The organism is Sinorhizobium psoraleae (assembly GCF_013283645.1).
Taxonomy (GTDB): Bacteria; Pseudomonadota; Alphaproteobacteria; order Rhizobiales; family Rhizobiaceae; genus Sinorhizobium; species Sinorhizobium psoraleae.
Genome location: NZ_JABEKV010000002.1, coordinates 383,358 through 403,663 on the forward strand (window position 1 = coordinate 383,358; position 20,306 = coordinate 403,663).

Genomic DNA, 20,306 nt, shown 5'->3' on the forward strand with positions numbered 1-20,306 from the left:
ACGGACTCGCCGATCATCAAGACGGTCGTGAGGCCACGCGCAGAGGCACGGTGAACGCCGTTCGCTCTTCCCTCTCCCGTTGATCCCGGAGGGGTCGCGTCGCCGCCACCCGCGCCAGACCTCCCATACGGCTGGCATATCGACATCCCGCACGGGCGCCCTATGTCTTCGAACGTCTAACTCTTGAAGCGACGCAATTCCGGACGGAAAACCGTTACACACTTTTCCTGGAATTGCTCCATGCAGCAAGCGGAGGATCTTATGGAATTTCACCAGGGCCGGTTGCTAGACCATGTGCATCTTCGCGCAAGAGACCTCGCTGCCAGCAAACGTTTCTATCGCGCTGTTCTCGCCGCTCTCTGCCACCAGCCGACCTTCGAGACCGAGCAGGCGATTGTATTCGACGAACTCTACATCGATCAGGCCGAAAGCTATCGCAGCCATGTTCACATCGCCTTCCAGGCGGTCGACCCGGTTGCGGTTCACCGTTTCTACGAAGCCGGCATTGCGAACGGCGGGAAAGACAATGGCGAGCCGGGTGAGCGACCTTACCATCCCGGCTATTTCGCCGCCTTTCTCCTCGACCCCGACGGCAACAACATCGAGGCGGTCTATCATGGGCCGACGACGCGCTCGTCCGCCGATGTCGTCATCCGTCCGCTGGAGACCGACGCATGACGGCCGGCACGGCTGACCTCAGACGCGCGATCCAGCCGATGCCGGACGATATCTCCACGCGGCTACGCGACAGCGGGCTCGGAGCAGCCTATGCCGCGCGTCCAGCCTATCAGCGCAACGACTATCTCGGCTGGATCGCTCGCGCCAAGCGCGACGAAACCCGCGAGAAGCGCATCGCCCAGATGCTTGCGGAACTCAAGGCTGGAGACGCCTATATGCGCATGCCCTATCGCGTCCGGGGCGACGAGAAATAGCCATACCGGAGGCGGCCCATGCCGCCCACGGGAAACCCGGCGACAAGACAACCGCGTGTCCGCGCCGTCAAACGTCCTGACTCGAATGCGCCCAGTCCATGTAAAGGTCGCGCGCCTTGGCGGCGATCGGGCCGGCCTGGAGATCGCGGTCGTCAAGGCGGGTCACGGGCAGCACCTTGGAATAATTGCCGGTGGTGAAGACCTCGTCTGCCGCTTCGAAATCGGCCATGGTCATCGTGGTTTCCACCACTTCGAAGCCGGCCTCGCGCAAAAGCGTCATGACGCGGAAGCGGGTGATGCCGGCAAGAAAGGTCTTGTTGGCCGCCGGCGTGAACACGATACCGTCTTTCACCATGAAGATGTTGGATGATCCGGTCTCGGCGATATTGCCGAGCATGTCGCGCACAAGCGCGTTGTCGAAGCCGCGCGAGCGCGCTTCGTTGAGGATCCGGGCGTTGTTGGGATAGAGGCAGCCGGCCTTTGCATCCGTCGGCATGCACTCGATCGTCGGCCGGCGGAAGGGCGACAAGGTCAGCGATGAGCCACCGTGGGCGTTGCCCATCGGCGCCTCGAACAGGCAGAGCGCGAAACGCGTCGATTCCGGATCCACCGCCACGACGCTCCAGGAGCCGTGCTCGCCCCAATACATCGGCTTCACGTAGATCGCCGTCTTGCCGTCGAACTTCTTCACGCCCTCCCACGTCAGCGCCTCGATCTCTTCGGCGGCCATCGTGGGTTTCAGCCCAAGCGATGTGGCCGAACGGTTGACGCGCTGGCAATGCAGGTCAAGGTCCGGCGCGATACCGTCAAACCAGCGGGCACCGTCGAAAACCGTGGATCCGAGCCACATCGCGTGCGAGGTCGGCCCGATCAGCGGAGGATTGCCGGAAAGCCATTCACCGTCGACATAGGTCCAGGTGGTTGAGCGGGGGGATGTATCGACGGCCATCGGCGTCTCCTCTCGTTTATCGTCCGTTCGGAAATCGAATACGATTTAAGGAAACATGCAGTAGCCGAAAAAAACAGCACCGGGGTGAACGGGTACATAAAAAAATGTCATGGCATCCATTCTGGAACCGGCCGGACCGCCATGCCAAAATGGCCCCGACAGCATGGAGTAAGACCAGTCATGAAAGCGATGTATTACGACGCGTTCGAAAAGACGCCGGAGATCAAGGTTTTGCCGGATCCGAAGCCGAGTGAAAACGGGGTCGTCATCAAGGTCGAGGCGACCGGCCTTTGCCGCAGCGACTGGCACGGCTGGATGGGACACGACGCGGACATTCGCCTGCCGCATGTGCCGGGCCACGAGCTCGCCGGAACGATTGCAGCCGCCGGACGCAGCGTCGTGCGCTACAAGGTCGGGGACCGCGTGACCGTTCCGTTCGTTTCCGGCTGCGGCCGTTGCGCGGAATGCCGCTCGGGCAACCAGCAGGTTTGCGAGGCGCAGTTCCAGCCGGGCTTCACCCATTGGGGTTCGTTTGCCGAATACGTGGCGATCGACTTTGCCGACCAGAACCTCGTGCACCTGCCGGAGAGCATGGATTTCGCGACCGCCGCAAGCCTCGGCTGCCGCTTCGCCACATCCTTCCGGGCGATCGCCGACCAGGCCCGCGTCGAGGGCGGTGAATGGGTGGCGGTGCACGGCTGCGGCGGCGTCGGCCTATCGGCGATCATGATCGCCGCGGCGCTCGGCGCCAACCCGATCGCGATCGACATTTCCGAGGAGAAACTCGCCTTCGCCCGCAAGCTCGGCGCCGTGGCAGCGATCAACGGCAAAGAGACGGGAGATGTCGCCGAGGCCGTGAGGGAAATCACCAAGGGCGGCGCCCATGTCTCGATCGACGCTCTCGGTTCGCCCGTCACCTGCTTCAATTCGATCAAGAACCTGCGCCGGCGCGGGCGCCATGTGCAGGTGGGCCTGATGCTCGCGGAGCATGCGACCCCGCAGATCCCGATGGCGCAGGTGATCGGCCACGAACTCGAGATCTACGGCAGCCACGGCATGCAGGCCTGGCGCTACGACGCGATGCTTTCGATGATCACCGCCGGCAAGCTGAACCCAAAACAACTGATCGGCCGCGAGATCTCGCTGGAAGAGGCCGTGCCGGCGCTGGTGACGATGGACCGCGCCACCGATCTCGGCATCAGCGTGATTACGCGGTTTTGATCAGGGATTCCGATCGTCGCCGCGCGCTGTTATGGTTTTCGCGAGCAAGACGAATCAACGAGGTCCCGTCATGGCGCTTGCGGCTCAAACCACCGAAGGTGAGCTTTACCGGCCTGTTCTCGGCAGCAATCCGGCGCATCCGAATGGCTGGCCGGTTCGCCTGATCGTCACTTCGCAGACGGAGGCGCGTCACAATCGCCACCTTTGGGCGCCGACGCATCTCGTCTCGATCCGCGCGCCTGCAAGCCGCCTGCTCTCCATGATCGAACTGCCGCCCGAGCGGCATCTGGAGCTTTACTTTGGCGATGCCGCCGACCCGGACGCACCTGACGCCGCACGCGCGGAGGCGATCGAGGCGACCTTTGCCTTTATCGACACGCTGCCCGCGGATGCGCATCTGCTGGTCCATTGCCTGAGGGGTATCGGCAGGTCGACCGCGCTCACGCTCGGCATTCTGGCGCGCTACATGGCGCCCGAGGAGGCGGCCGCAGCCCTTCACGCACTTCGCCCCGAAGCCAAACCGAACCGCCACGTCGTCGGGCTCTGTGATGCCATTCTCGGGCTCAAGGGGAAACTTGCGAAACAGGCGCTGCGTTTTCCGGCAAAAGTCTGGAAAGCTTAATTAAATTCGTATTGCCATGCATGATGGCATTGTGCGCCGCACAAAGTTTTGACATGATCCCCGGAAAGAACTGACGAAGCGTTGCGCCTATCGCACCGGGCCCGAAATCGGAACCGATTTTCAGCGAGCACGTTGCGTGATTTCAAAGAGATAAAGCGTCCTTTGTGCGCCGCTGAATGGTCATGACGGGAGGGTTCGATGTCTCTGGCGGCCTATGTCTTCGATGCCTATGGCACGCTTTTCGATGTGCATGCGGCCGTGCGGCGCCATGCCGAGGCGATTGGTCCTGACGGCCAGGCCTTTTCCGAACTCTGGCGGGCCAAACAGCTCGAATATTCCTGGGTACGCTCGCTGATGGGCGCCTATGTCGACTTCTGGCAACTGACCGAGCAATCGCTCGACTACGCCTTTGCGCGCTTCCCCTCGGCCGATCCGAAATTAAAGAAACGGCTGCTCGATGCCTACTGGACGCTCGACTGCTATCCCGAGGTGCCGGCCGTGCTGAGAGGACTGAAGGAGCGCGGCGCCCGCATCGCCATCCTTTCCAACGGGTCGCCGGCCATGCTCGCATCGGCGGTGAAGAACGCCGCTCTCGACATTGTGATCGACGACGTGTTCTCGGTCGATGCGGTCAAGGCGTTCAAGACGGCGCCCGCCGTCTACGACTTGGTGACGACGCAATACCGGCTCTATCCGCACGCGGTTTCCTTCCAGTCGTCGAACCGCTGGGATATTGCGGGAGCGACAAAATTCGGCTTCCGTACCGTCTGGATCAACCGCTCCGACATGCCGGACGAATACAGGGACTATGGTCCTGCACTCATCCTCCCCTCGCTCGAGAGCCTGCAGTTCGGCATCTGAAGAAAGTCGCCTCATGGCCTGGTCGGCAGCGCAGTATGTGAAATTCGAAGACGAGCGGACACGGCCTGCGCGCGACCTCCTGGCGCAGGTGCCGGATCTCCCCGCCGGTCCGGCCTTCGACCTCGGCTGCGGGCCGGGCAACTCGACCGAGTTGATCTTTGAGCGATTTCCGAATTCCGCTGTCGTCGGCGTCGATAGCGACGAGGACATGCTGGCGGCCGCGCGCGAGCGGCTTCCGGCTCTACGCTTCGAGAAGGCCGATCTAGCGACCTGGGTGCCGCCGGCGGAAACTGCGCTCTTCTTCGCTAACGCGGTGTTCCAGTGGCTGCCGGAGCACATCGAGATTTTCGATCGGCTGATCGAGGCGCTTGCGCCCGGCGGAACGCTTGCCGTGCAGATGCCGGATAATCTCGACGAGCCGACGCACAGGCTGATGCAGGAGACGGCGGAGGCCCCGCTCTTTGCGCAAGCGTATGGCGGCCGCAAGCTTCGGCGGGCGCCGCTGCCGCCGCCGTCGACCTATGTCGAACGGCTCGCAGCGAAAGCGGTGCGCGTCGATGTCTGGCACACGGCCTATCATCATCAGCTCGCCAGTGCCGAGGCGATCGTCGAATGGGTGAAGGGCACCGGCTTGCGGCCTTATCTCGACGCCCTGCCAGAGGATCGGCGCGCAGACTACCTTGCCGCCTACACGGAAAAGATCCGAAAGGCCTATCCGCCGATGGCCGACGGCCGGGTTCTGCTGCGTTTCCCGCGCTTTTTCATCACCGCAACCAAGGATCGGTAGATGAGGCCGGCCACGTTCACGCAATGCAAGCGACACCGCTTCGCGTCCTAAATTCTTTCGACCAGGAAATCGATGAAAGCGCGGATGCGGGCCGCAAGGTGCTCATGCCCGGCATAGACCGCGTGCACCCGTTCCATGTCTTCCGGATTGTAGTCTTCCAGCACCGGTACCAGCCGGCCCGCATCGATATCCGGCTGTACGTGGAACTGCCCGACGCGGCCGAGGCCGAGACCCGAAAGGCAGAGATTGCGAACGATCGCGCCGCTGTTTGCCTGCATATTACCGGTGACCGGGCGCACATACACATTTGACGAGCCGGGATCGCGGAACGGCCAGCCGTCGAGGCTGCGGCGGAAATTGAAGGTGAAGCAATTGTGCTGGGCGAGGTCATCCGGCGTCCGCGGCACGCCATGAGCCTCAAGATAGCGCGGTGCGGCAACAATCACCTGCCGGCTATCGAGCAGCTTGCGTGCCATCAGGCTGGAATCGCGCATCGGACCAGACCGAATCGCGACGTCGGTCCGCTCCTCGATCAGATCGATGATATCGTCGTTCAAGGAGAGATCCAGTTGCACGTCGGGATAACGCGCGAGGAATTCGGCAGCAAGCGGCAGGATGTAGCGCTCGCCGAAGCCTACAGACGCGTTCACCCGTAGCGGACCACGCGGCAGCGCCCGACCGCCGCCGGCGACCACCTGTTCCGTCTCGGCAATCGCCGCCAGGATGCGCTGCGCGCGGTGGAGGTAGATTTCTCCCTCCGGCGTCAGTTGCAGCATGCGGGTGGAGCGCATGACGAGCCGCGTTCCAAGCCTGTCCTCGATACGGGAAACAAGCTTGCTGACGGCGGAGGGCGACAGTTTGAGCCGCCGACCAGCGGCGGAAAAGCTGCGCAGTTCGGCCGCTGCAACAAAGACTTCCATTTCGCCAGCGCGGTTGTCCATTTTGCATCACCTTTGAATTCAGTTCACAGGCATTTATCCATTCCTGCGGATTATCGCGCAAGCCCGATCGATCCATATTCCCGGTCATCAATCAAGCAAACCGCGGCACGGCCGCAAAGTTCAGCCCGTGTCACATTCGGGCGGGGAAGGTATTTCTATGCCCATTGCTCTCTTTGCCTTGACGATCGCGGCCTATGCGATCGGAACAACGGAATTCGTGATCGTCGGCCTCCTGCCGACGGTCGCCTCTGATCTTCACATCTCCCTGCCTCTCGCCGGCCTCATCGTCAGCGTTTATGCCCTCGGCGTCACGTTCGGCGCGCCTGTGCTGACCGCGCTTACCGGTCGGATCGAGCGCAAGCCCTTGCTCCTCGGCCTGATGGCCCTCTTCATCGTCGGGAATGCCGCCGCAGCACTTTCTCCAAGCTACGAATTGCTGCTCGCCGCTCGGGTCCTGTCGGCCTTCGCCCATGGGGTCTTTTTCTCCGTCGGCTCGACAATTGCCGCCGATCTCGTGCCCGAAGATCGCCGGGCGTCGGCGATCGCCATGATGTTCATGGGGCTGACGGTCGCAATCGTCACCGGCGTGCCGCTCGGTACCTATATCGGCCAGACCTTCGGCTGGCGCGCGACCTTCTGGGCCGTTACCGCGCTCGGCGCCATCGCCTTTATCGGCATCGCAGCCCTGCTGCCGAATACGCTGAGCAAGGCCGCCGCGGCACGCCTCGTCGATCAGGTTCGCGTGCTCGGATCCGGCCGCCTGCTGATCGTCTTTGCGATGACGGCGCTCGGCTATGGCGGCACCTTCGTCGCCTTCACGTTCCTCGCGCCGATCCTGCAGGAAATCACCGGTTTCTCCGAAGGCAGCGTCAGCCTAATTCTGGTGCTCTATGGCATCGCCATCGCGATCGGTAATGTTATCGGGGGAAAGATTGCCAACCGCGATCCGGTGAAGGCGCTGATCGGCCTCTTTGTCGCCCAGGCAGCCGTACTCGTACTCTTCACCTTCACGGCCCCTTCCCCGGTACTGACGCTGGTCACTTTGGCGGCGCTCGGCTTCCTTTCCTTCGCCAACGTGCCCGGCCTGCAGCTCTACGTCGTCCAGCTTGCCAAGCAGTACCGTCCCGGCGCCGTCGACGTCGCCTCGGCCCTCAACATCGCCGCGTTCAATCTCGGCATTGCGGTCGGCGCCTGGCTCGGTGGCCTTGTGGTTTCCTCACCGCTGGGCCTCGCTTCGACGCCGTTCGTCGGAGCGATCCTGGTTGTCGCCGCCCTGATCCTGACGTTGTGGAGCGGCGTGCTCGACCGGCGCGCGGTTCCGGTCGGGCAGCCGGCTTGAACCTTCGTTCTGCCACCACAAGTATAGAATGTCGAATTCGCCCGGCATCTTGCCGGGCCTCTCCAAACCAAGGAGCTTTTCCATGCACGCAGTCAATTCCAACGGCGCCAATATTCCCGCCCTCGGTTTCGGTACCTTCCGCATGCCAGGCGCCGATGTCCTTCGCATCCTGCCGGGAGCGCTGAAACTCGGCTTCCACCATGTCGACACGGCGCAGATCTATGGCAACGAGGCCGAAGTCGGCGAGGCCATCCACCAATCGGGCGTTCGGCGCGCGGATATTTTTCTGACGACGAAGGTGTGGGTCGACAATTATCGCCATGACGCCTTCCTCACCTCCGTGGACGAGAGCCTGAAAAAGCTGAAGACAGACTACGTGGATCTTCTCCTCCTCCACTGGCCGGGCAGCGACGTGCCGATGGCCGAGCGCATCGGCGCGCTCAACGAGGTGCAGAAGGCCGGCAAGGTACGCCATATCGGCGTCAGCAACTTCAACATCGCCCAGATGGAGGAAGCCGTCCTGTTGAGCGACGCGCCGATCGCGACCAATCAGGTGGAATATCACCCCTATCTCGACCAGACGAAGGTCCTGCAAGCCGCGCGCCGGCTAGGCATGTCACTGACAGCCTACTATGCCATGGCCAACGGCAAGATACCGTCCGATCCCCTACTCAAGGACATCGGCGCGCGCCACGGCAAGACAGCGGCACAGGTGGCCTTGCGCTGGCTCGTGCAGCAGAAGGATGTGGTCGCGCTGTCGAAGACGGCGACTGAGGCCCGGCTCAAGGAAAATTTCGCGATTTTCGATTTTGCACTGACGCCGGAGGAAATGGCGGAGATCCGCAAGCTTGCGCGTCCGGACGGTCGGATCGTCAGCCCCGCGGGTCTGGCCCCTGAATGGGACAGAGCGGCCTAAGCGGCCGCATCGGTGGGGCTTACGACCAGGCAATAAAAAGCACCCGTCGGATCACTCCGGCGGGTGCTTCTGTATGGAGACCATACCGATCAGACGAACTGGCTGAGACCCGGAACGGAGGCGACGACCTCATCGACAACCTCGTCGCCGGCCTTTTCCTTGGCGAAGGCGATCGTTTCCTTGGCGAGCGAGGTGATTTCGCCCATGCCGAGGCCCTCGCTCATCAACTGCTGGCCGAGCGCCATGACACCGCCGCCACCGATCGCAGACATCAGGCCGCCGAGCAGACCGCCGCCGTTGCTGCCTTCGCCATTGTACTGGGCAACCAATTCCGGCGCGCCCGGGATCGCTTCGATCATCTTGGCAACCGGACCTTCCGCCGCCTCGCGCTGCAGGAAGCCGAGAATCATGCCAACTGCCTTCTCGGCCGTTGCAGGCTCGATACCGACATTTTCCGCCACGCGGGTGACCAGTTCACTCATGGAAATCTCCTCGATTGTTTTTGACGTTGACGTCAAGGTAAATGATCGCCTCCGAAATAACAAGCGACGATGAACAACTCGTGACGAGGCTGCGGCCAGCGCCACAATGACCAGGGAGGCGCGGACCCAAGCGTATCGTTTCACGGACCGCCACCCTTGGCAACGCACTCGATCGAGCAACATGTTGCCGCGCCTGATAGCACCGCCTATAACAGAAACGAGCGCTATTTCTGTGACGGTGCAGCGCGACGAAATGCCCGCTTTCACAGGTAAAACGGAGATCAGGCCCACATGCTGCAAGAAGGCAAGCTCTATATCGGAACCAGCCGCAAGCCGGACGATTCGATCAACAAGGGCGAATATCTGGAGCTGAAATTCGGCAACCGCCACGGGCTGATCACCGGTGCGACCGGCACCGGCAAGACTGTGACGCTGCAGATCCTGGCGGAAGGATTTTCCAATGCCGGCGTTCCGGTCTTCTGCGCCGACGTCAAGGGCGATCTTTCCGGCATCGGCGCGATGGGCGAACCGAAGGATTTCCTTCTCAAGCGCGCCGAACAGATCGGCCTTTCGCCATACGACTTCCAGGAATTTCCGGTGATCTTCTGGGATCTCTACGGCGAAAAAGGTCACAGGGTACGCACGACCATCTCCGAGATGGGACCGCTGCTCCTGTCTCGCTTGATGAACGCCAGCGACGCTCAGGAAGGCGTGCTGAACATCGGCTTCAAGATCGCCGACGAAGGGGGGTTGCCGCTCCTTGACCTCAAGGACCTCCAGGCCCTGCTCAACTACATGGGCGAGAATGCAGGCGAGCTTTCCAACCAGTTCGGCTTCATTTCCAAGTCGTCGGTCGGTTCGATCCAGCGCGAGTTGCTGATTCTCGAGCAGCAGGGCGCGGAGCATTTCTTCGGCGAGCCGGCGCTGAAAATCACCGACATCATGCGCACCACCAATGACGGGCGCGGCGCGATCTCGGTGCTTGCCGCCGACAAGCTGATGATGAACCCGAGGCTGTACGCGACCTTCCTGCTTTGGCTCCTCTCCGACCTTTTCGAGGAACTGCCGGAAGTCGGCGATCCGGACAAGCCGAAGCTGGTGTTTTTCTTCGACGAAGCGCATCTGCTCTTCAACGACGCGCCGAAGGTGCTCGTCGAGCGCGTCGAACAGGTTGTGCGCCTCATCCGTTCCAAGGGCGTCGGCGTCTATTTCGTGACGCAGAACCCGCTCGACGTACCGGAAACGGTGCTGGCGCAGCTCGGCAATCGTGTCCAGCATGCGTTGCGCGCCTATTCACCGCGCGAACAGAAGGCGGTGAAGACCGCGGCTGATACCTTCCGCCCCAACCCGGACTTCAACTGCGCCGAGGTGATCACCAATCTCGGCACCGGCGAAGCGCTCATTTCGACGCTCGAAGGCAAGGGCTCGCCGTCTATCGTCGAAAGGACCCTGGTTCGCCCGCCGGCATCACGCCTCGGTCCGCTGACGGAGGCTGAGCGGCAAAAGGTGATCGATGTCAGCCCGGTGCGCGGACTCTATGACGAGAATTTCGATCGGGAATCGGCTTACGAGCTGCTAGCCAAGCGCGCTGCGAAAGCCGCCGAGCAGGCCGAAGCTGCGCGGCAAGCGGAGGAACAATCTGCGGAAGAGACGTCCGGCGGCGGACGCTGGACCCTGCCCGGTTTCGGCGACGACGAGCAAAAGGAGCCCTCCGGCAAGCAGGCACGGTCGCGCTCCTCCGGCTATCAGCGCGAAACGATCGTCGAGGCGGCGATGAAATCCGTTGCCCGCACGGTCGCGACACAGGTCGGCCGTGCCCTGGTGCGTGGCATTCTCGGCAGCCTGAAGCGATAGAGCGGCACGCCAACGATGCGCGCCCCCGCTCTCCCGACGCATTGACCCAGGCCGCATCCTGCGGCCCAGAAAGGATTGACTGTGGAAGCCAAGGATTCGAACGGCGCCGTCCTCAAGGACGGCGACAATGTCACGCTGATCAAGGATCTGAAGGTGAAAGGAACCTCCACCACGCTGAAACGTGGCACGCTGGTGAAGGGCATCCGCCTGACCGGCGATCCCGACGAAGTGGAATGCCGGGTCGAAAAGATAAAGGGGCTGGTGCTGCGCACCGAATTCCTCAAGAAGGCTTGAGGCGGCCCCGCCGTCCGATATCTGAAGCCCGGAGTATCCCCGGGCTTCAAGACGAGAACTGCAAGCGCGTTTCGCTTCAAGCCACCGTCAGCTTTACATCGATATTGCCTTTGGTCGCATGGCTGTAGGGGCATACTACGTGCGCCTTCTGGACCAGATCCTCGAGCACGGCCTTGTCGACGCCGGGCGAAGAAATTTCGAGCGCTGCATCAATGCCGAAACCTGTGCCGTCTTCACGCGGGCCGATTCCGACCGTACCCGTCACTTTCGTGTCTTCCGAAAGCTTTACCTTTTCCTTGCCGGCAACGAATTTCAACGCGCCGAGGAAGCAGGCGGAATAGCCTGCTGCAAAGAGCTGTTCCGGGTTGGTGCCACGGGCGCCGTCGCCGCCAAGCTCCTTCGGGACAGTGAGGGTAACGTCAAGGATACCGTCGGCGCTCTTGGCCTGGCCGGCGCGGCCGCCGGTTGCCGAGGCGGTGGTGCGATAGAGGATAGGCATGGCAGTCTCCTTCGTGTGGTCGTTGCTGATGGTCATTGCATATCGTAAAATTAAATTGCGCGCAAATTAATTTTGCAAATTGCATTACCGCCTTGAATTTGCGACAATGCAATCATGACCAGCAAGGCGGCAAAATTTGAGGCAATACCCGATGAGGCGCTGACGCTTGGCCAGCAGCTCTGCTTCGCAGTCTATTCGGCGGGGCATGCTTTCAACCGCACCTACAAGCCGCTGCTTGACCGTTTTGGCCTCACCTATCCGCAGTATCTCGTCCTGCTCGCTCTCTGGCAGCAGGACCGCATGACGGTGAAACGGATCGGCGAGGAAATGGGCCTCGATTCCGGCACGCTTTCGCCCTTGCTAAAGCGACTGGAGGCGGCCGGTTATGTAAGTCGGTTGCGCGATCCCGGCGACGAGCGACAGGTAATCGTCAGTCTCACCGAAAAGGGTCGGCGTCTGAAGGCCGAAGCCTTTGGCATACTCGCCGAGATCGGCAAGGCAAGCGGATGCACTTTGGAGGAGATCCGCGACCTGCGTGAGGCGCTGCATCGTCTGACCCAACGACTGGGCAGTAGCCAACAGGAAAGCTGACCGGGCTCGCGCCGTCGCCTCTTGAGCGAATGACGGACCCTCTGGCGCTAGACGACGAGGATCGGGGCCTTGCCGCGGACGCGATCGTAGAGATCCATCACGTCCTGATTGAGCATGCGCACGCAGCCGGACGAAACGGCCTTACCGATCGACTGCCACTCCGGCGTTCCGTGTACACGGTACAGGGTGTCCTGACCGTTCTGGAAGATATAGAGCGCGCGTGAGCCGAGAGGATTGTTCAAGCCCGGCGACATGCCGCCGGCGCTTTCCGAATAGCGCGCGAGCTCGGGCTGGCGTTCGATCATAGAACCCGGGGGCGTCCAGCGCGGCCACTTCTGCTTCCACTGAATGACACCGCGTCCCGACCAGGCAAAACCCTCACGACCGAGGCCGACGCCGTAACGCATTGCCCTTCCGCCCGGCTGGACCAGATAGAGAAAGCGATCAGCGGTATCGACCACGATCGTGCCCGGCTGCTCGCCAAATGGATCATCGACTTCCTGGCGATAGAATCGAGCGTCGATCTGCTGGTAAGGCACCGCCGGAACCTGGTAGCCGCCATCGTCTACCGCCGCGTAAATTGCCGAGTAGTAGGGGTCTTGCGGCGGCAGGCCGGTCGGCAGCGACCCCTCGTCAACAGGCCCTTCCAGGAACGCTCCGGTACGTGGATCGATCCAGCGTCCCTCCAGCGCGGGATTGCGGAAAACCGGCGCGGTTTGTTGCCGAAAGCGGTCCGTGTTCATTGACGACGTGCAACTCGCAAGCCCGGCGGAGACGACTGCTAGTCCGGATGTGCGGAGAAACTGGCGGCGGGAAAAATTGGACAGCGTTGGCATCGAACTCTAACGGGTTTGAGTGCAGCAAGCGGAAGGGGACGGCGCGACCTCAAACGGCGATTCGCGCCACTCCGCTCTGGTCAGGAAGATCACGATGATTTCGCATTAAATCAATCCAAAATCATCGTGATCGATTCTCAAGTCGGGTTTCGAACTGAACGGTGTTAATGCTTGTCCTCGCCCTATCGAGTGGCGGGCTATGCATCTACGGCTGGAACGAAGCTGATGTCAGCAAACTTCCTATCACAATCGTGGCACCGGCGCTCTGCAACCACCGGTGCACAGCTCAGAGGCCCTCAGCGTGGAGCCCGGACTGGCGGAGCAGTGCCTCGAAATCCCTGGCGACCAGCGGCGGACTGAAGAAATAGCCCTGGATCTCGTCGCAACCGCTTTGCCGCAGGAAATCGACCTGCGCCTCCGTTTCCACGCCTTCGGCGATGACCCGAAGACCGAGATTCTGCGCAAGCGAGATGATCGCCGAGGTGATCGCCTTGTCATCGACATCCGAAGGAATGTCCTCGACAAAGGAGCGGTCGATCTTCAGCCGTTGCACGGGGAATCGTTTAAGTGCGCTGAGGCTCGAATAGCCGGTTCCGAAGTCGTCGATAGCGAGATGTACGCCGATCGCCTCCAGTTCATGCATTGTCGTTATTGCGCCCGGCACGTCCTGCATGATCAGGCTCTCGGTCAGTTCGAGTTCAAGGTAACGCGCCTCCAATCCGGTTTCGGCGAGCACGGCCGCCACGCGGGCCGCCCAGTTGCGTTCGAGGAACTGCCGAGCGGAAACATTGACACTGACAATCAACGGCGGCAGGCCGGCTTCCTGCCAGGCCTTGCACTGACGGCATGCGGCTTTCAGCACCCAATCGCCAATCGGCACGATCAGGCCGGTCTCCTCCGCCAGCGGGATGAAGGCACCGGGCGACATCACACCGTGCACCGGGTGCTGCCAGCGCAACAACGCCTCTGCGGCGAAGACACGGCCGGTCACAAGGTTCATCTGCGGCTGAAAATGCAGGAGGAATTCATTGCGGGCGATCGCTTCCCGCAGTTCCTCATGCCGCAAGAGCTTCTCGTGGGCCTTGGCGGCCATCTCTTCGGTAAAGACCTGGAGGTTGTTGCGACCGAGTTCCTTTGCGCGGTACATCGCCGCGTCGGCATTTGCAAGCAATTCGCTGACTGTCCGGCCCTGATTGGGAAAGCAGGCGACACCCATGCTGCAGGTCACCTGCAGGCTGCGGCCGTTGAGTTGAACCGGCGCGGCAATGGCCGCCCGGATGTCCTCCAGACGGGACAAGACGATGTCGCGCTCGGTCGGCAGGCCGTTCAAGAGAAGAATGAACTCGTCGCCGCCGACCCGCACGACCATGTCCGACTTGCGCACGGCGGCGCGCATACGTTCGGCAACAGCCTTCAGCAGGTCGTCGCCGGCCGTATGCCCAAGACTGTCATTGATGAGCTTGAAATTGTCGAGATCCAGAAAGGCCAGCACGGCCCACTGATCGCGGCCGCGAATTGCCTCGAGCACACCCGCCACCTGCGCCTCGAACAGAACGCGATTGGGAAGGCCCGTCAGCGCATCGTGGTGCGCCATGAAGCTTATTCTGTCTTCGGCTCGTTTGCGTTCGATCGCGATCCCGGCGAGATGCGTCGCCATGGCGATCAGTTCCTTCTGCTGCTCGCTCGGAACGCCGACCTCCTGGGAATAGAGCGCGAACGTGCCAAGCACGTTGCTTTCGTGAGAATGAATCGGCGTCGACCAGCAGGAACGGAAGCCATGAGGCTTCACGAGATCTGCATAGCCCGCCCACAAGGAATCAGAATACACGTCCGAGACGATCACCTGTTCACCACGCCACGCCGCCGTTCCGCACGAACCGACTGCTGGACCGATTTCGACGCCGTCGATCGTGGCGCAAAATACGTCCAGGCTTGGGGCAGCGCCATGCACAAGATGCCGACCGTCCTCGGAGAGGAGCAGGATGGAACCCTTGACGCCGGGCAACAGCAACTCGATCAGCAGGATGAGATCGGTGAAGAACTGATCGAGCGGCTCGCTCTTCGCTATCATCTCCAGCAGTCGCGCCTGCCCCTCGAGCAAACGTTCCGCCGCTTTTCGGTCGGTGATATCGCGCGAAATGCCGACGATGCCGACGATCGTGCCGCCCTTGTTGCGTAGCGGTACCTTGGACGTCATCAACCAGCGATCGCGCCCCTTGGTAACCATGGCCCGCTCTTCGATGCCGAAAATCGGTTCGCCAGTCTCGATCACACGCTGTTCCACGTCAGCGAAAGCCTGGGCGAACTTCGTCGGGTGCAGGTCAAAATCGGTCTTGCCCACGAGATCCTGCAAGCTTTCAAGCCCGTTGTCGGCGACCGTCACCTCATTGGCAATAAGAAAGCGGCCTTTCGTGTCCTTGGCATAGATGTAGTCCGGGACATGATTGATCATCGTCTCCAGCCAATAATGACGATCGGCGATGTCCGGCTCGGACGGGAAAATGCGCGCCACCTCTTCCGCCAGCCGGTTGCTGGCGGCGATCAGCCGACGCGTCTCCGCGTTGTCGCCAGCATTGAGGGCGGCATAGCGAGTATTGCGAGACGTTTTCCTTGCCAAGCAAAGCCTCCGGAAGAGCAGCGCAAATATCCGTTGGTCGTTCCAGCCTCAGCTCTAGTCAATAGAGGTTATACTTCTCTAAATGTTGCCGGAAAAAATCGTCTAAAAGTTGCAGCGTGGATCAGGACGTTTCATCAAAACATTTCATGAGCAACATCAATTGGGGACGCTTCTGTCGCCGCCTGCGATCGCATATGAAGTTGCGCATCGAACAGGCGGAGGGGAGCCCGGATGCTGACAATCTACGGAGTTTATCGTTCGCGCGCGTCGCGCAACTACTGGATGGCGCGCGAGCTTGGGATTCCCTTCACATCTGTTTCGGTGATCCAGGCGCGCCGCGTCGCCGATCCGCTGGCCGTGGATGCGCCGCTCAACACCAAGTCGCCGGGCTTTCTTTCCATCAATCCGATGGGGCTCATTCCGGCGATCGACGATGACGGCCTTGTCCTGACGGAATCGCTCGCCAACAATCTCTATCTCGCCCGCAAATATGGCGGTCCTCTCGCGCCGGCCGATCTCGGCGAGGACGGACAAATGGGCAATTGGACGATGTGGGCGGCAACCGAGGTGGAGCCGCATGCGGTCAAGATCATTCTCGCCTACGACAATGGCATCGAGAATACGCCCGAAGGTCAGGCGCGCATCGCCGCCTGCGCCCAATCACTCGAGAAAGCCTTCAGCGTTCTCGAAACGCATCTCAAGGGCCACGACTATGTCGTCGGGAACCGCTTCACGGTCGCCGATCTCAACCTCGCCGAGGTCTTTCGCTACACCATGAGCCAGACGGCGTTGTTCGAAAGGCATCCGCACGTCAAGGCGTGGCTTGCGCGTTGCCAGTCGCGTCCTTGCTTCAAGGCGATGATGGAGGAGCGGCTGAAAGAACCGGAATAAGAGCGACGGGCGGAATCACTTGCCGGAATATCCGGCAATCTTGCCGTCAAGCAGGCGCATTCCCTCTTCCACCTCATCGCGCACCCAGCGCTTGAAAGCCAGCGCGGCCTTGCTCTCGCGCCGGGATGGCGAGCGCACGAAATAGTGGCCGAAGCCGGTTTTTGCCCGGATGTCGAAGGGCGCAACCAGACTGCCCTCGGTTACGGCAAAGCCTGCGAGCGTCTGCCAGGCGAGCATGACCCCCTGCCCGGCAATTGCCGCGTCAAGCACGAGCGAGGCCTCGTTGAAGGTGTGGCGCACCGTCATCTGCGAACCCGAAAGGCCAGCCTCCTTGAACCACACTTCCCATGTGAACATCGAGTGACCGTCGATCACCGCCGGAAGCTTTAGAATATCTGCAGGCACACGCAGATCCGCGGCCATGCTCGGCGAGCAAACAGGGAAGATCTCCTGCTCCAGCAGGAGTTCGGCATGGACACCCGGCCAGTCACCGGCGCCGACGCGGATGCCGACATCGACGTCGGAAGTGTCCAGATTGACGAGCGTCGTCGTCGCGTCGATCCTCAGCCGGATATCCGGATGCCGCTCGGCAAAGCGGTTCAACCGATAAACCAGCCACCGGGCCGCGAAGACCGGGGCCACGGAGATCGTCAACACCGATTCATCGCGTCGCCGCGCCGATGCCACCGCCTCGGCAAGCTCTCCGAAGGCGCTCGAAAGCCGTGCAAGGAACAGGCACCCGAAATCCGTTGCGACGAGCCCGCGGGCGGTACGCTCGAAAAGCATGCGGCCGAGTTGCGCTTCCGTCTTGGCAATCTGCTGGCTGACGGCGCCGACCGTGACGCCGAGTTCTGCCGCAGCGCTTGCGAGCGAGCCGAGGCGGCCAGCGGCTTCGACGGCACGCAGGCCGTTGAGGTGGACTGTGTTCAGTTCCTTCATGTAGTTTTTCTAAAACGAACAGCCGTCAATCTCAATTGAATTCCTGCCGTGACGAGCGGATGCTGGGTCCTATCGAAAGGGTGGTCCGCCATGCTGAAGATTCTAACGATGCTCAAGCGTACTTCATTGGCCTACGGCGATCGTGCCGAAATGCCGCTCGCTTGGCAGCGCGATCCGTTGCAGCACCCGGATCTCGCTCGCATGGAAGAGCGGGAGCTTGCCGATCTGCCGTTTCCGGGATGGCCCTGGCCACGGGTCGCGCCCGATCATTGCGATTGCGTCTGATCTGAGGATAGACTGTAGGACGCGACTTCTATGCGCTTCGCGCAAGCGATGGTGATGCATGAGCGATGATCTCGAAGGTTCTTTCGAACGTGTGCGGCGGCTGGCGGAGGCGGCAGGCCTGCCGGAAACGGCGGTCGGCACGTCCTACGGGACGCCGGCCCTCCTCGTCAAAGGCAAGAGTTTCGTGCGGATGAAGGACGCAGAGACGCTGGTGGTGATGTGCGCGCTCGATGAGAAGGAGATGCTGATGGAACTCGACCCATCCCTGTTCTTCGAGACCGACCACTACAAAGGCTGGCCGGCAATGCTGGTGAGGCTCGCTGCAATCGACGACGAAACACTGACGCAACGGCTGATCGCGGCCTGGCGCGAAAAAGCGCCGGAGCGCCTCGCACGTCGCTTCGGCTCCCCGGCTCGCTGAAACGCTGAAACGCTCCAACTCCTTGAAACGCAAATGCGGACGGAAAACCGCTACACAGTTTTCCTGGAATTGCTCTACGCCTGGACCGCAGCCAGCACCTTGGCGACGGCCGGTCGTGCGACCATGCGGTTGCGGTGGTCGAGAACCTTCGGGAAACGTCCCGGATCGACGCCATCCGCCTCCAGCCAGTTGGCGATGGTGAAGAGATAAGGATCTGCGATCGTATAACCCTCTCCCATGACAAAAGGGCCGGCGAACATGTCGCGTTCGATGAGCGCGAAGCAGTCGCCCATGTTTGATGCCACCTTCGCCTTCATCGCTTCATGCGCCGCCGGATCGTCTGCCCATCTGGCACCGCGTCGCGCATGCGCGTGGGCCACGTGCACGGTGGAGCAGAGATAGCTCAGGAAGGATTGCAGCCGTGCGAACGCGAACGGATCGTCAAGCGGCGCAAGGCGGCGGTCTGGAAAGCTCTGGGCGATATAGGCCAGGATGGCCGGGGTTTCGGTGAGCACGCCGCGGTCCGTCACCAAAGCCGGAACTCGCCCTTTCGGATTGATCGCAAGATATTCCGGCGTGGTTTGTTCTGCTTTCGCGAAATCGACGCGTCGCGCCTCATAGGCGGCGCCCACTTCCTCGAGGGCGATATGCGAAGCGAGCGAGCAGGTCCCCGGGGCGTAAAACAGTTTCAGCATCATTCTGCCTCCCATGATGGTGCGGCGGCCACAAAATTCGCCAGCAGAAGAAATGAAATTGCCGCGGTTGACAAGGTCCGGAACGGCCCGGCGTCTATGATCCGCCGGGCCTTTCGGTCACGCGGCTATCGTCCCTGCACAGCCCGGCACATCTTCGAGGCGGTCGTAGACCGGAATGCCGCGCTCGCGGGCGATGCGCACATCATTATCTGCGCCTTTGGACTCGCCCGGCAAGCGCAGGACGGCGTCGCAGAGCGCAAGCAGCCGGCCGGCAACGGGATGAAAGATCTCCTCATAAAGCTCGTCGCCCACCCGGCTTCCACCGGCCGCGTGCCACACGGGTAAGGCAACCCACTCCCCGATCATCGGCACATGCCCAGCCCTGAAGAGCGCATAGGACGGCTCCTCCAGACGCTTCAAGTTTTCCGCCATTTTCGATGGATCGTCCCCCGTCCCGGAGCGGTAGGGGCCGGCAATCAGAATTAGCATGACTTTCTCCATGATTTTTGCACGAAACTTCCAGATATTTCTGGAGTTATCGCGAATATTCATGCAATATCGTGAAGAATCAAGGGGAATCGATGCTGACAACACAGAGACGAGCGATGATTTCGACAAGGCTTGCCCGCGACGGGCAAGTCGTTGCCAAGGCGCTCGCCGACGAACTCGGGCTTTCGGAAGACACCATCCGTCGCGACCTCAGGGAAATGGCGGCCGAGGGCCTGTTGAAGCGGGTTCACGGCGGCGCCCTGCCGCTGACGCCGCCGCTTCCGGATTTCGCCGCCCGCCAGGCGATCGCCAGCGACCTCAAGTGCCGGCTCGGACGACGGGCGGCGGACCTCGTCAAGCCCGGGCAAACCGTCTTTCTCGACGGCGGCACGAGCAATGCGGAACTCGCTCGCGCCTTGCCGCGCGACTTGCGGTCGACCATCGTCACGCACAGTCCGACGATCGCCGCCGAACTCGAAAAACACGACGCCGAGGTGATCCTGATCGGCGGCAGGCTCTATAAACATTCCATGGTGGCGACGGGGGCGACGGCGGTCGCCGCAATCGAACAGATCCGCGTCGACATCTTCTTCCTCGGGGTTACCGCCATCCATCCGGCGCATGGGCTTTCGACCGGAGACTACGAAGAAGCGGCGATAAAACGGGCAATCGCCCGGCAGTCCGCAGAAACCTATGTGCTCGCGACGCCGGAGAAATTCGGCGCAGCCTCCCCTCACCGCATCATGAGCGTCAGCGAACTCGCCGGCCTCGTCGTGCCGGCGGACATGGCAGCCGAGCCCCTGTCACCCTATGGCGACGGCTCCACCGCACTGATCATGGCGTAG

24 protein-coding genes are annotated in these 20,306 nt (G+C 61.7%); 15 read left to right on the forward strand and 9 right to left on the reverse strand.

Going from position 1 to position 20,306, the window contains the following annotated elements; all coding sequences use genetic code 11:
* Positions 1-261: 261 nt before the first annotated feature.
* A complete protein-coding gene (locus tag ILFOPFJJ_RS10665; protein ID WP_173510525.1) occupies positions 262-678 on the forward strand; it encodes a VOC family protein in 417 nt (138 codons plus the stop codon).
* Positions 675-932 (forward strand): YdeI/OmpD-associated family protein, encoded by a 258-nt coding sequence (locus ILFOPFJJ_RS10670; RefSeq protein ID WP_173510526.1) that lies wholly within the window; start codon positions 675-677, stop codon positions 930-932. Before ILFOPFJJ_RS10665 ends, ILFOPFJJ_RS10670 begins: the two co-directional genes overlap by 4 nt.
* A 67-nt stretch (positions 933-999) precedes the next feature.
* Here the strand turns inward: ILFOPFJJ_RS10670 and ILFOPFJJ_RS10675 are convergent, their stop codons facing one another.
* Complete coding sequence (locus tag ILFOPFJJ_RS10675) at positions 1,000-1,881, reverse strand: branched-chain amino acid aminotransferase (RefSeq protein WP_173510527.1); 882 nt, start codon at positions 1,879-1,881, stop codon at positions 1,000-1,002.
* Positions 1,882-2,061: 180 nt separating this feature from the next.
* Between ILFOPFJJ_RS10675 and ILFOPFJJ_RS10680 the strand changes: the two genes are divergently transcribed.
* From ILFOPFJJ_RS10680 to tam, 4 genes are all read left to right on the forward strand, one after another.
* Positions 2,062-3,102 carry a zinc-dependent alcohol dehydrogenase family protein gene (locus tag ILFOPFJJ_RS10680; RefSeq protein WP_173510528.1) on the forward strand — a complete coding sequence of 347 codons (1,041 nt, stop codon included), beginning with the start codon at positions 2,062-2,064 and terminating at the stop codon, positions 3,100-3,102.
* Between the two features lie 70 nt (positions 3,103-3,172).
* A complete protein-coding gene (locus ILFOPFJJ_RS10685; protein WP_173510529.1) occupies positions 3,173-3,724 on the forward strand; it encodes a phosphatase in 552 nt (183 codons plus the stop codon).
* 198 nt (positions 3,725-3,922) lie between these two features.
* Positions 3,923-4,585: a haloacid dehalogenase type II gene (locus ILFOPFJJ_RS10690; protein ID WP_173510530.1), complete on the forward strand. Its 663-nt coding sequence runs from the start codon at positions 3,923-3,925 to the stop codon at positions 4,583-4,585.
* 13 nt (positions 4,586-4,598) lie between these two features.
* Entirely contained in the window at positions 4,599-5,372 is a 774-nt protein-coding gene (gene tam, locus ILFOPFJJ_RS10695; RefSeq protein WP_173510531.1) for a trans-aconitate 2-methyltransferase, read from the forward strand.
* Between the two features lie 47 nt (positions 5,373-5,419).
* On the opposite strand, the gene ILFOPFJJ_RS10700 is transcribed toward tam, so the two are convergent.
* Entirely contained in the window at positions 5,420-6,313 is an 894-nt protein-coding gene (locus ILFOPFJJ_RS10700; protein WP_173510532.1) for a LysR family transcriptional regulator, read from the reverse strand.
* A 157-nt stretch (positions 6,314-6,470) separates the two neighbouring features.
* Between ILFOPFJJ_RS10700 and ILFOPFJJ_RS10705 the strand changes: the two genes are divergently transcribed.
* A complete protein-coding gene (locus tag ILFOPFJJ_RS10705; protein WP_173510533.1) occupies positions 6,471-7,652 on the forward strand; it encodes an MFS transporter in 1,182 nt (393 codons plus the stop codon).
* An 82-nt stretch (positions 7,653-7,734) separates the two neighbouring features.
* Positions 7,735-8,568: an aldo/keto reductase gene (locus ILFOPFJJ_RS10710; protein ID WP_173510534.1), complete on the forward strand. Its 834-nt coding sequence runs from the start codon at positions 7,735-7,737 to the stop codon at positions 8,566-8,568.
* Between the two features lie 89 nt (positions 8,569-8,657).
* On the opposite strand, the gene ILFOPFJJ_RS10715 is transcribed toward ILFOPFJJ_RS10710, so the two are convergent.
* Complete coding sequence (locus tag ILFOPFJJ_RS10715; RefSeq protein WP_173510535.1) at positions 8,658-9,050, reverse strand: hypothetical protein; 393 nt, start codon at positions 9,048-9,050, stop codon at positions 8,658-8,660.
* Positions 9,051-9,341: 291 nt separating this feature from the next.
* On the opposite strand from ILFOPFJJ_RS10715, the gene ILFOPFJJ_RS10720 reads away from it, so the two are divergent.
* Together ILFOPFJJ_RS10720 and ILFOPFJJ_RS10725 are read left to right on the forward strand one after the other, a co-directional pair.
* Positions 9,342-10,904, forward strand: a complete 1,563-nt coding sequence (locus ILFOPFJJ_RS10720) for a helicase HerA-like C-terminal domain-containing protein (RefSeq protein ID WP_173510536.1) — start codon at positions 9,342-9,344, stop codon at positions 10,902-10,904.
* Positions 10,905-10,985: 81 nt separating this feature from the next.
* Positions 10,986-11,198 (forward strand): PhnA domain-containing protein, encoded by a 213-nt coding sequence (locus ILFOPFJJ_RS10725; protein ID WP_173510537.1) that lies wholly within the window; start codon positions 10,986-10,988, stop codon positions 11,196-11,198.
* Between the two features lie 76 nt (positions 11,199-11,274).
* Here ILFOPFJJ_RS10725 and ILFOPFJJ_RS10730 read toward each other — a convergent pair whose 3' ends face one another.
* Positions 11,275-11,697, reverse strand: a complete 423-nt coding sequence (locus tag ILFOPFJJ_RS10730) for an organic hydroperoxide resistance protein (protein WP_173510538.1) — start codon at positions 11,695-11,697, stop codon at positions 11,275-11,277.
* Between the two features lie 114 nt (positions 11,698-11,811).
* On the opposite strand from ILFOPFJJ_RS10730, the gene ILFOPFJJ_RS10735 reads away from it, so the two are divergent.
* Positions 11,812-12,288 (forward strand): MarR family winged helix-turn-helix transcriptional regulator, encoded by a 477-nt coding sequence (locus ILFOPFJJ_RS10735; RefSeq protein ID WP_173510539.1) that lies wholly within the window; start codon positions 11,812-11,814, stop codon positions 12,286-12,288.
* Between the two features lie 47 nt (positions 12,289-12,335).
* Here ILFOPFJJ_RS10735 and ILFOPFJJ_RS10740 read toward each other — a convergent pair whose 3' ends face one another.
* Positions 12,336-13,124: a L,D-transpeptidase family protein gene (locus ILFOPFJJ_RS10740; RefSeq protein WP_173510540.1), complete on the reverse strand. Its 789-nt coding sequence runs from the start codon at positions 13,122-13,124 to the stop codon at positions 12,336-12,338.
* 286 nt (positions 13,125-13,410) lie between these two features.
* Entirely contained in the window at positions 13,411-15,741 is a 2,331-nt protein-coding gene (locus tag ILFOPFJJ_RS10745) for a sensor domain-containing protein (RefSeq protein ID WP_173510541.1), read from the reverse strand.
* A 231-nt stretch (positions 15,742-15,972) separates the two neighbouring features.
* Between ILFOPFJJ_RS10745 and ILFOPFJJ_RS10750 the strand changes: the two genes are divergently transcribed.
* Positions 15,973-16,632: a glutathione S-transferase family protein gene (locus ILFOPFJJ_RS10750; RefSeq protein ID WP_173510542.1), complete on the forward strand. Its 660-nt coding sequence runs from the start codon at positions 15,973-15,975 to the stop codon at positions 16,630-16,632.
* Between the two features lie 15 nt (positions 16,633-16,647).
* On the opposite strand, the gene ILFOPFJJ_RS10755 is transcribed toward ILFOPFJJ_RS10750, so the two are convergent.
* Positions 16,648-17,571, reverse strand: coding sequence for a LysR substrate-binding domain-containing protein (locus ILFOPFJJ_RS10755; RefSeq protein WP_173510543.1), 924 nt, complete (start codon positions 17,569-17,571; stop codon positions 16,648-16,650).
* 90 nt (positions 17,572-17,661) lie between these two features.
* Here ILFOPFJJ_RS10755 and ILFOPFJJ_RS10760 point away from each other — a divergent pair, with 90 nt between their 5' ends.
* Both ILFOPFJJ_RS10760 and ILFOPFJJ_RS10765 read left to right on the forward strand, forming a co-directional pair.
* Positions 17,662-17,856 (forward strand): hypothetical protein, encoded by a 195-nt coding sequence (locus ILFOPFJJ_RS10760; protein WP_173510544.1) that lies wholly within the window; start codon positions 17,662-17,664, stop codon positions 17,854-17,856.
* A 58-nt stretch (positions 17,857-17,914) separates the two neighbouring features.
* Positions 17,915-18,277, forward strand: coding sequence for an MmcQ/YjbR family DNA-binding protein (locus ILFOPFJJ_RS10765; protein ID WP_173510545.1), 363 nt, complete (start codon positions 17,915-17,917; stop codon positions 18,275-18,277).
* Between the two features lie 74 nt (positions 18,278-18,351).
* Here the strand turns inward: ILFOPFJJ_RS10765 and ILFOPFJJ_RS10770 are convergent, their stop codons facing one another.
* Both ILFOPFJJ_RS10770 and ILFOPFJJ_RS10775 read right to left on the reverse strand, forming a co-directional pair.
* Positions 18,352-18,972 carry a glutathione S-transferase family protein gene (locus ILFOPFJJ_RS10770; protein WP_173510546.1) on the reverse strand — a complete coding sequence of 207 codons (621 nt, stop codon included), beginning with the start codon at positions 18,970-18,972 and terminating at the stop codon, positions 18,352-18,354.
* Between the two features lie 117 nt (positions 18,973-19,089).
* Positions 19,090-19,461 (reverse strand): DUF4406 domain-containing protein, encoded by a 372-nt coding sequence (locus ILFOPFJJ_RS10775; protein ID WP_173510547.1) that lies wholly within the window; start codon positions 19,459-19,461, stop codon positions 19,090-19,092.
* Between the two features lie 92 nt (positions 19,462-19,553).
* Here ILFOPFJJ_RS10775 and ILFOPFJJ_RS10780 point away from each other — a divergent pair, with 92 nt between their 5' ends.
* On the forward strand, positions 19,554-20,306 hold the full coding sequence (locus ILFOPFJJ_RS10780) for a DeoR/GlpR family DNA-binding transcription regulator (RefSeq protein ID WP_173510548.1): 753 nt from the start codon (positions 19,554-19,556) through the stop codon (positions 20,304-20,306).

Coding starts and splice junctions, on each gene's coding strand:
- ILFOPFJJ_RS10765 (WP_173510545.1), top strand. CDS start 17,915: ATGAGCGATGATCTCGAAGGTTCTTTCGAACGTGTGCGGCGGCTGGCG.
- ILFOPFJJ_RS10705 (WP_173510533.1), top strand. CDS start 6,471: ATGCCCATTGCTCTCTTTGCCTTGACGATCGCGGCCTATGCGATCGGA.
- ILFOPFJJ_RS10720 (WP_173510536.1), top strand. CDS start 9,342: ATGCTGCAAGAAGGCAAGCTCTATATCGGAACCAGCCGCAAGCCGGAC.
- ILFOPFJJ_RS10735 (WP_173510539.1), top strand. CDS start 11,812: ATGACCAGCAAGGCGGCAAAATTTGAGGCAATACCCGATGAGGCGCTG.
- ILFOPFJJ_RS10685 (WP_173510529.1), top strand. CDS start 3,173: ATGGCGCTTGCGGCTCAAACCACCGAAGGTGAGCTTTACCGGCCTGTT.
- ILFOPFJJ_RS10675 (WP_173510527.1), bottom strand. CDS start 1,881: ATGGCCGTCGATACATCCCCCCGCTCAACCACCTGGACCTATGTCGAC.
- ILFOPFJJ_RS10750 (WP_173510542.1), top strand. CDS start 15,973: ATGCTGACAATCTACGGAGTTTATCGTTCGCGCGCGTCGCGCAACTAC.
- tam (WP_173510531.1), top strand. CDS start 4,599: ATGGCCTGGTCGGCAGCGCAGTATGTGAAATTCGAAGACGAGCGGACA.
- ILFOPFJJ_RS10755 (WP_173510543.1), bottom strand. CDS start 17,571: ATGAAGGAACTGAACACAGTCCACCTCAACGGCCTGCGTGCCGTCGAA.
- ILFOPFJJ_RS10670 (WP_173510526.1), top strand. CDS start 675: ATGACGGCCGGCACGGCTGACCTCAGACGCGCGATCCAGCCGATGCCG.
- ILFOPFJJ_RS10710 (WP_173510534.1), top strand. CDS start 7,735: ATGCACGCAGTCAATTCCAACGGCGCCAATATTCCCGCCCTCGGTTTC.
- ILFOPFJJ_RS10770 (WP_173510546.1), bottom strand. CDS start 18,972: ATGCTGAAACTGTTTTACGCCCCGGGGACCTGCTCGCTCGCTTCGCAT.
- ILFOPFJJ_RS10775 (WP_173510547.1), bottom strand. CDS start 19,461: ATGCTAATTCTGATTGCCGGCCCCTACCGCTCCGGGACGGGGGACGAT.
- ILFOPFJJ_RS10680 (WP_173510528.1), top strand. CDS start 2,062: ATGAAAGCGATGTATTACGACGCGTTCGAAAAGACGCCGGAGATCAAG.
- ILFOPFJJ_RS10700 (WP_173510532.1), bottom strand. CDS start 6,313: ATGGACAACCGCGCTGGCGAAATGGAAGTCTTTGTTGCAGCGGCCGAA.
- ILFOPFJJ_RS10690 (WP_173510530.1), top strand. CDS start 3,923: ATGTCTCTGGCGGCCTATGTCTTCGATGCCTATGGCACGCTTTTCGAT.
- ILFOPFJJ_RS10665 (WP_173510525.1), top strand. CDS start 262: ATGGAATTTCACCAGGGCCGGTTGCTAGACCATGTGCATCTTCGCGCA.
- ILFOPFJJ_RS10740 (WP_173510540.1), bottom strand. CDS start 13,124: ATGCCAACGCTGTCCAATTTTTCCCGCCGCCAGTTTCTCCGCACATCC.
- ILFOPFJJ_RS10760 (WP_173510544.1), top strand. CDS start 17,662: ATGCTGAAGATTCTAACGATGCTCAAGCGTACTTCATTGGCCTACGGC.
- ILFOPFJJ_RS10730 (WP_173510538.1), bottom strand. CDS start 11,697: ATGCCTATCCTCTATCGCACCACCGCCTCGGCAACCGGCGGCCGCGCC.
- ILFOPFJJ_RS10715 (WP_173510535.1), bottom strand. CDS start 9,050: ATGAGTGAACTGGTCACCCGCGTGGCGGAAAATGTCGGTATCGAGCCT.
- ILFOPFJJ_RS10780 (WP_173510548.1), top strand. CDS start 19,554: ATGCTGACAACACAGAGACGAGCGATGATTTCGACAAGGCTTGCCCGC.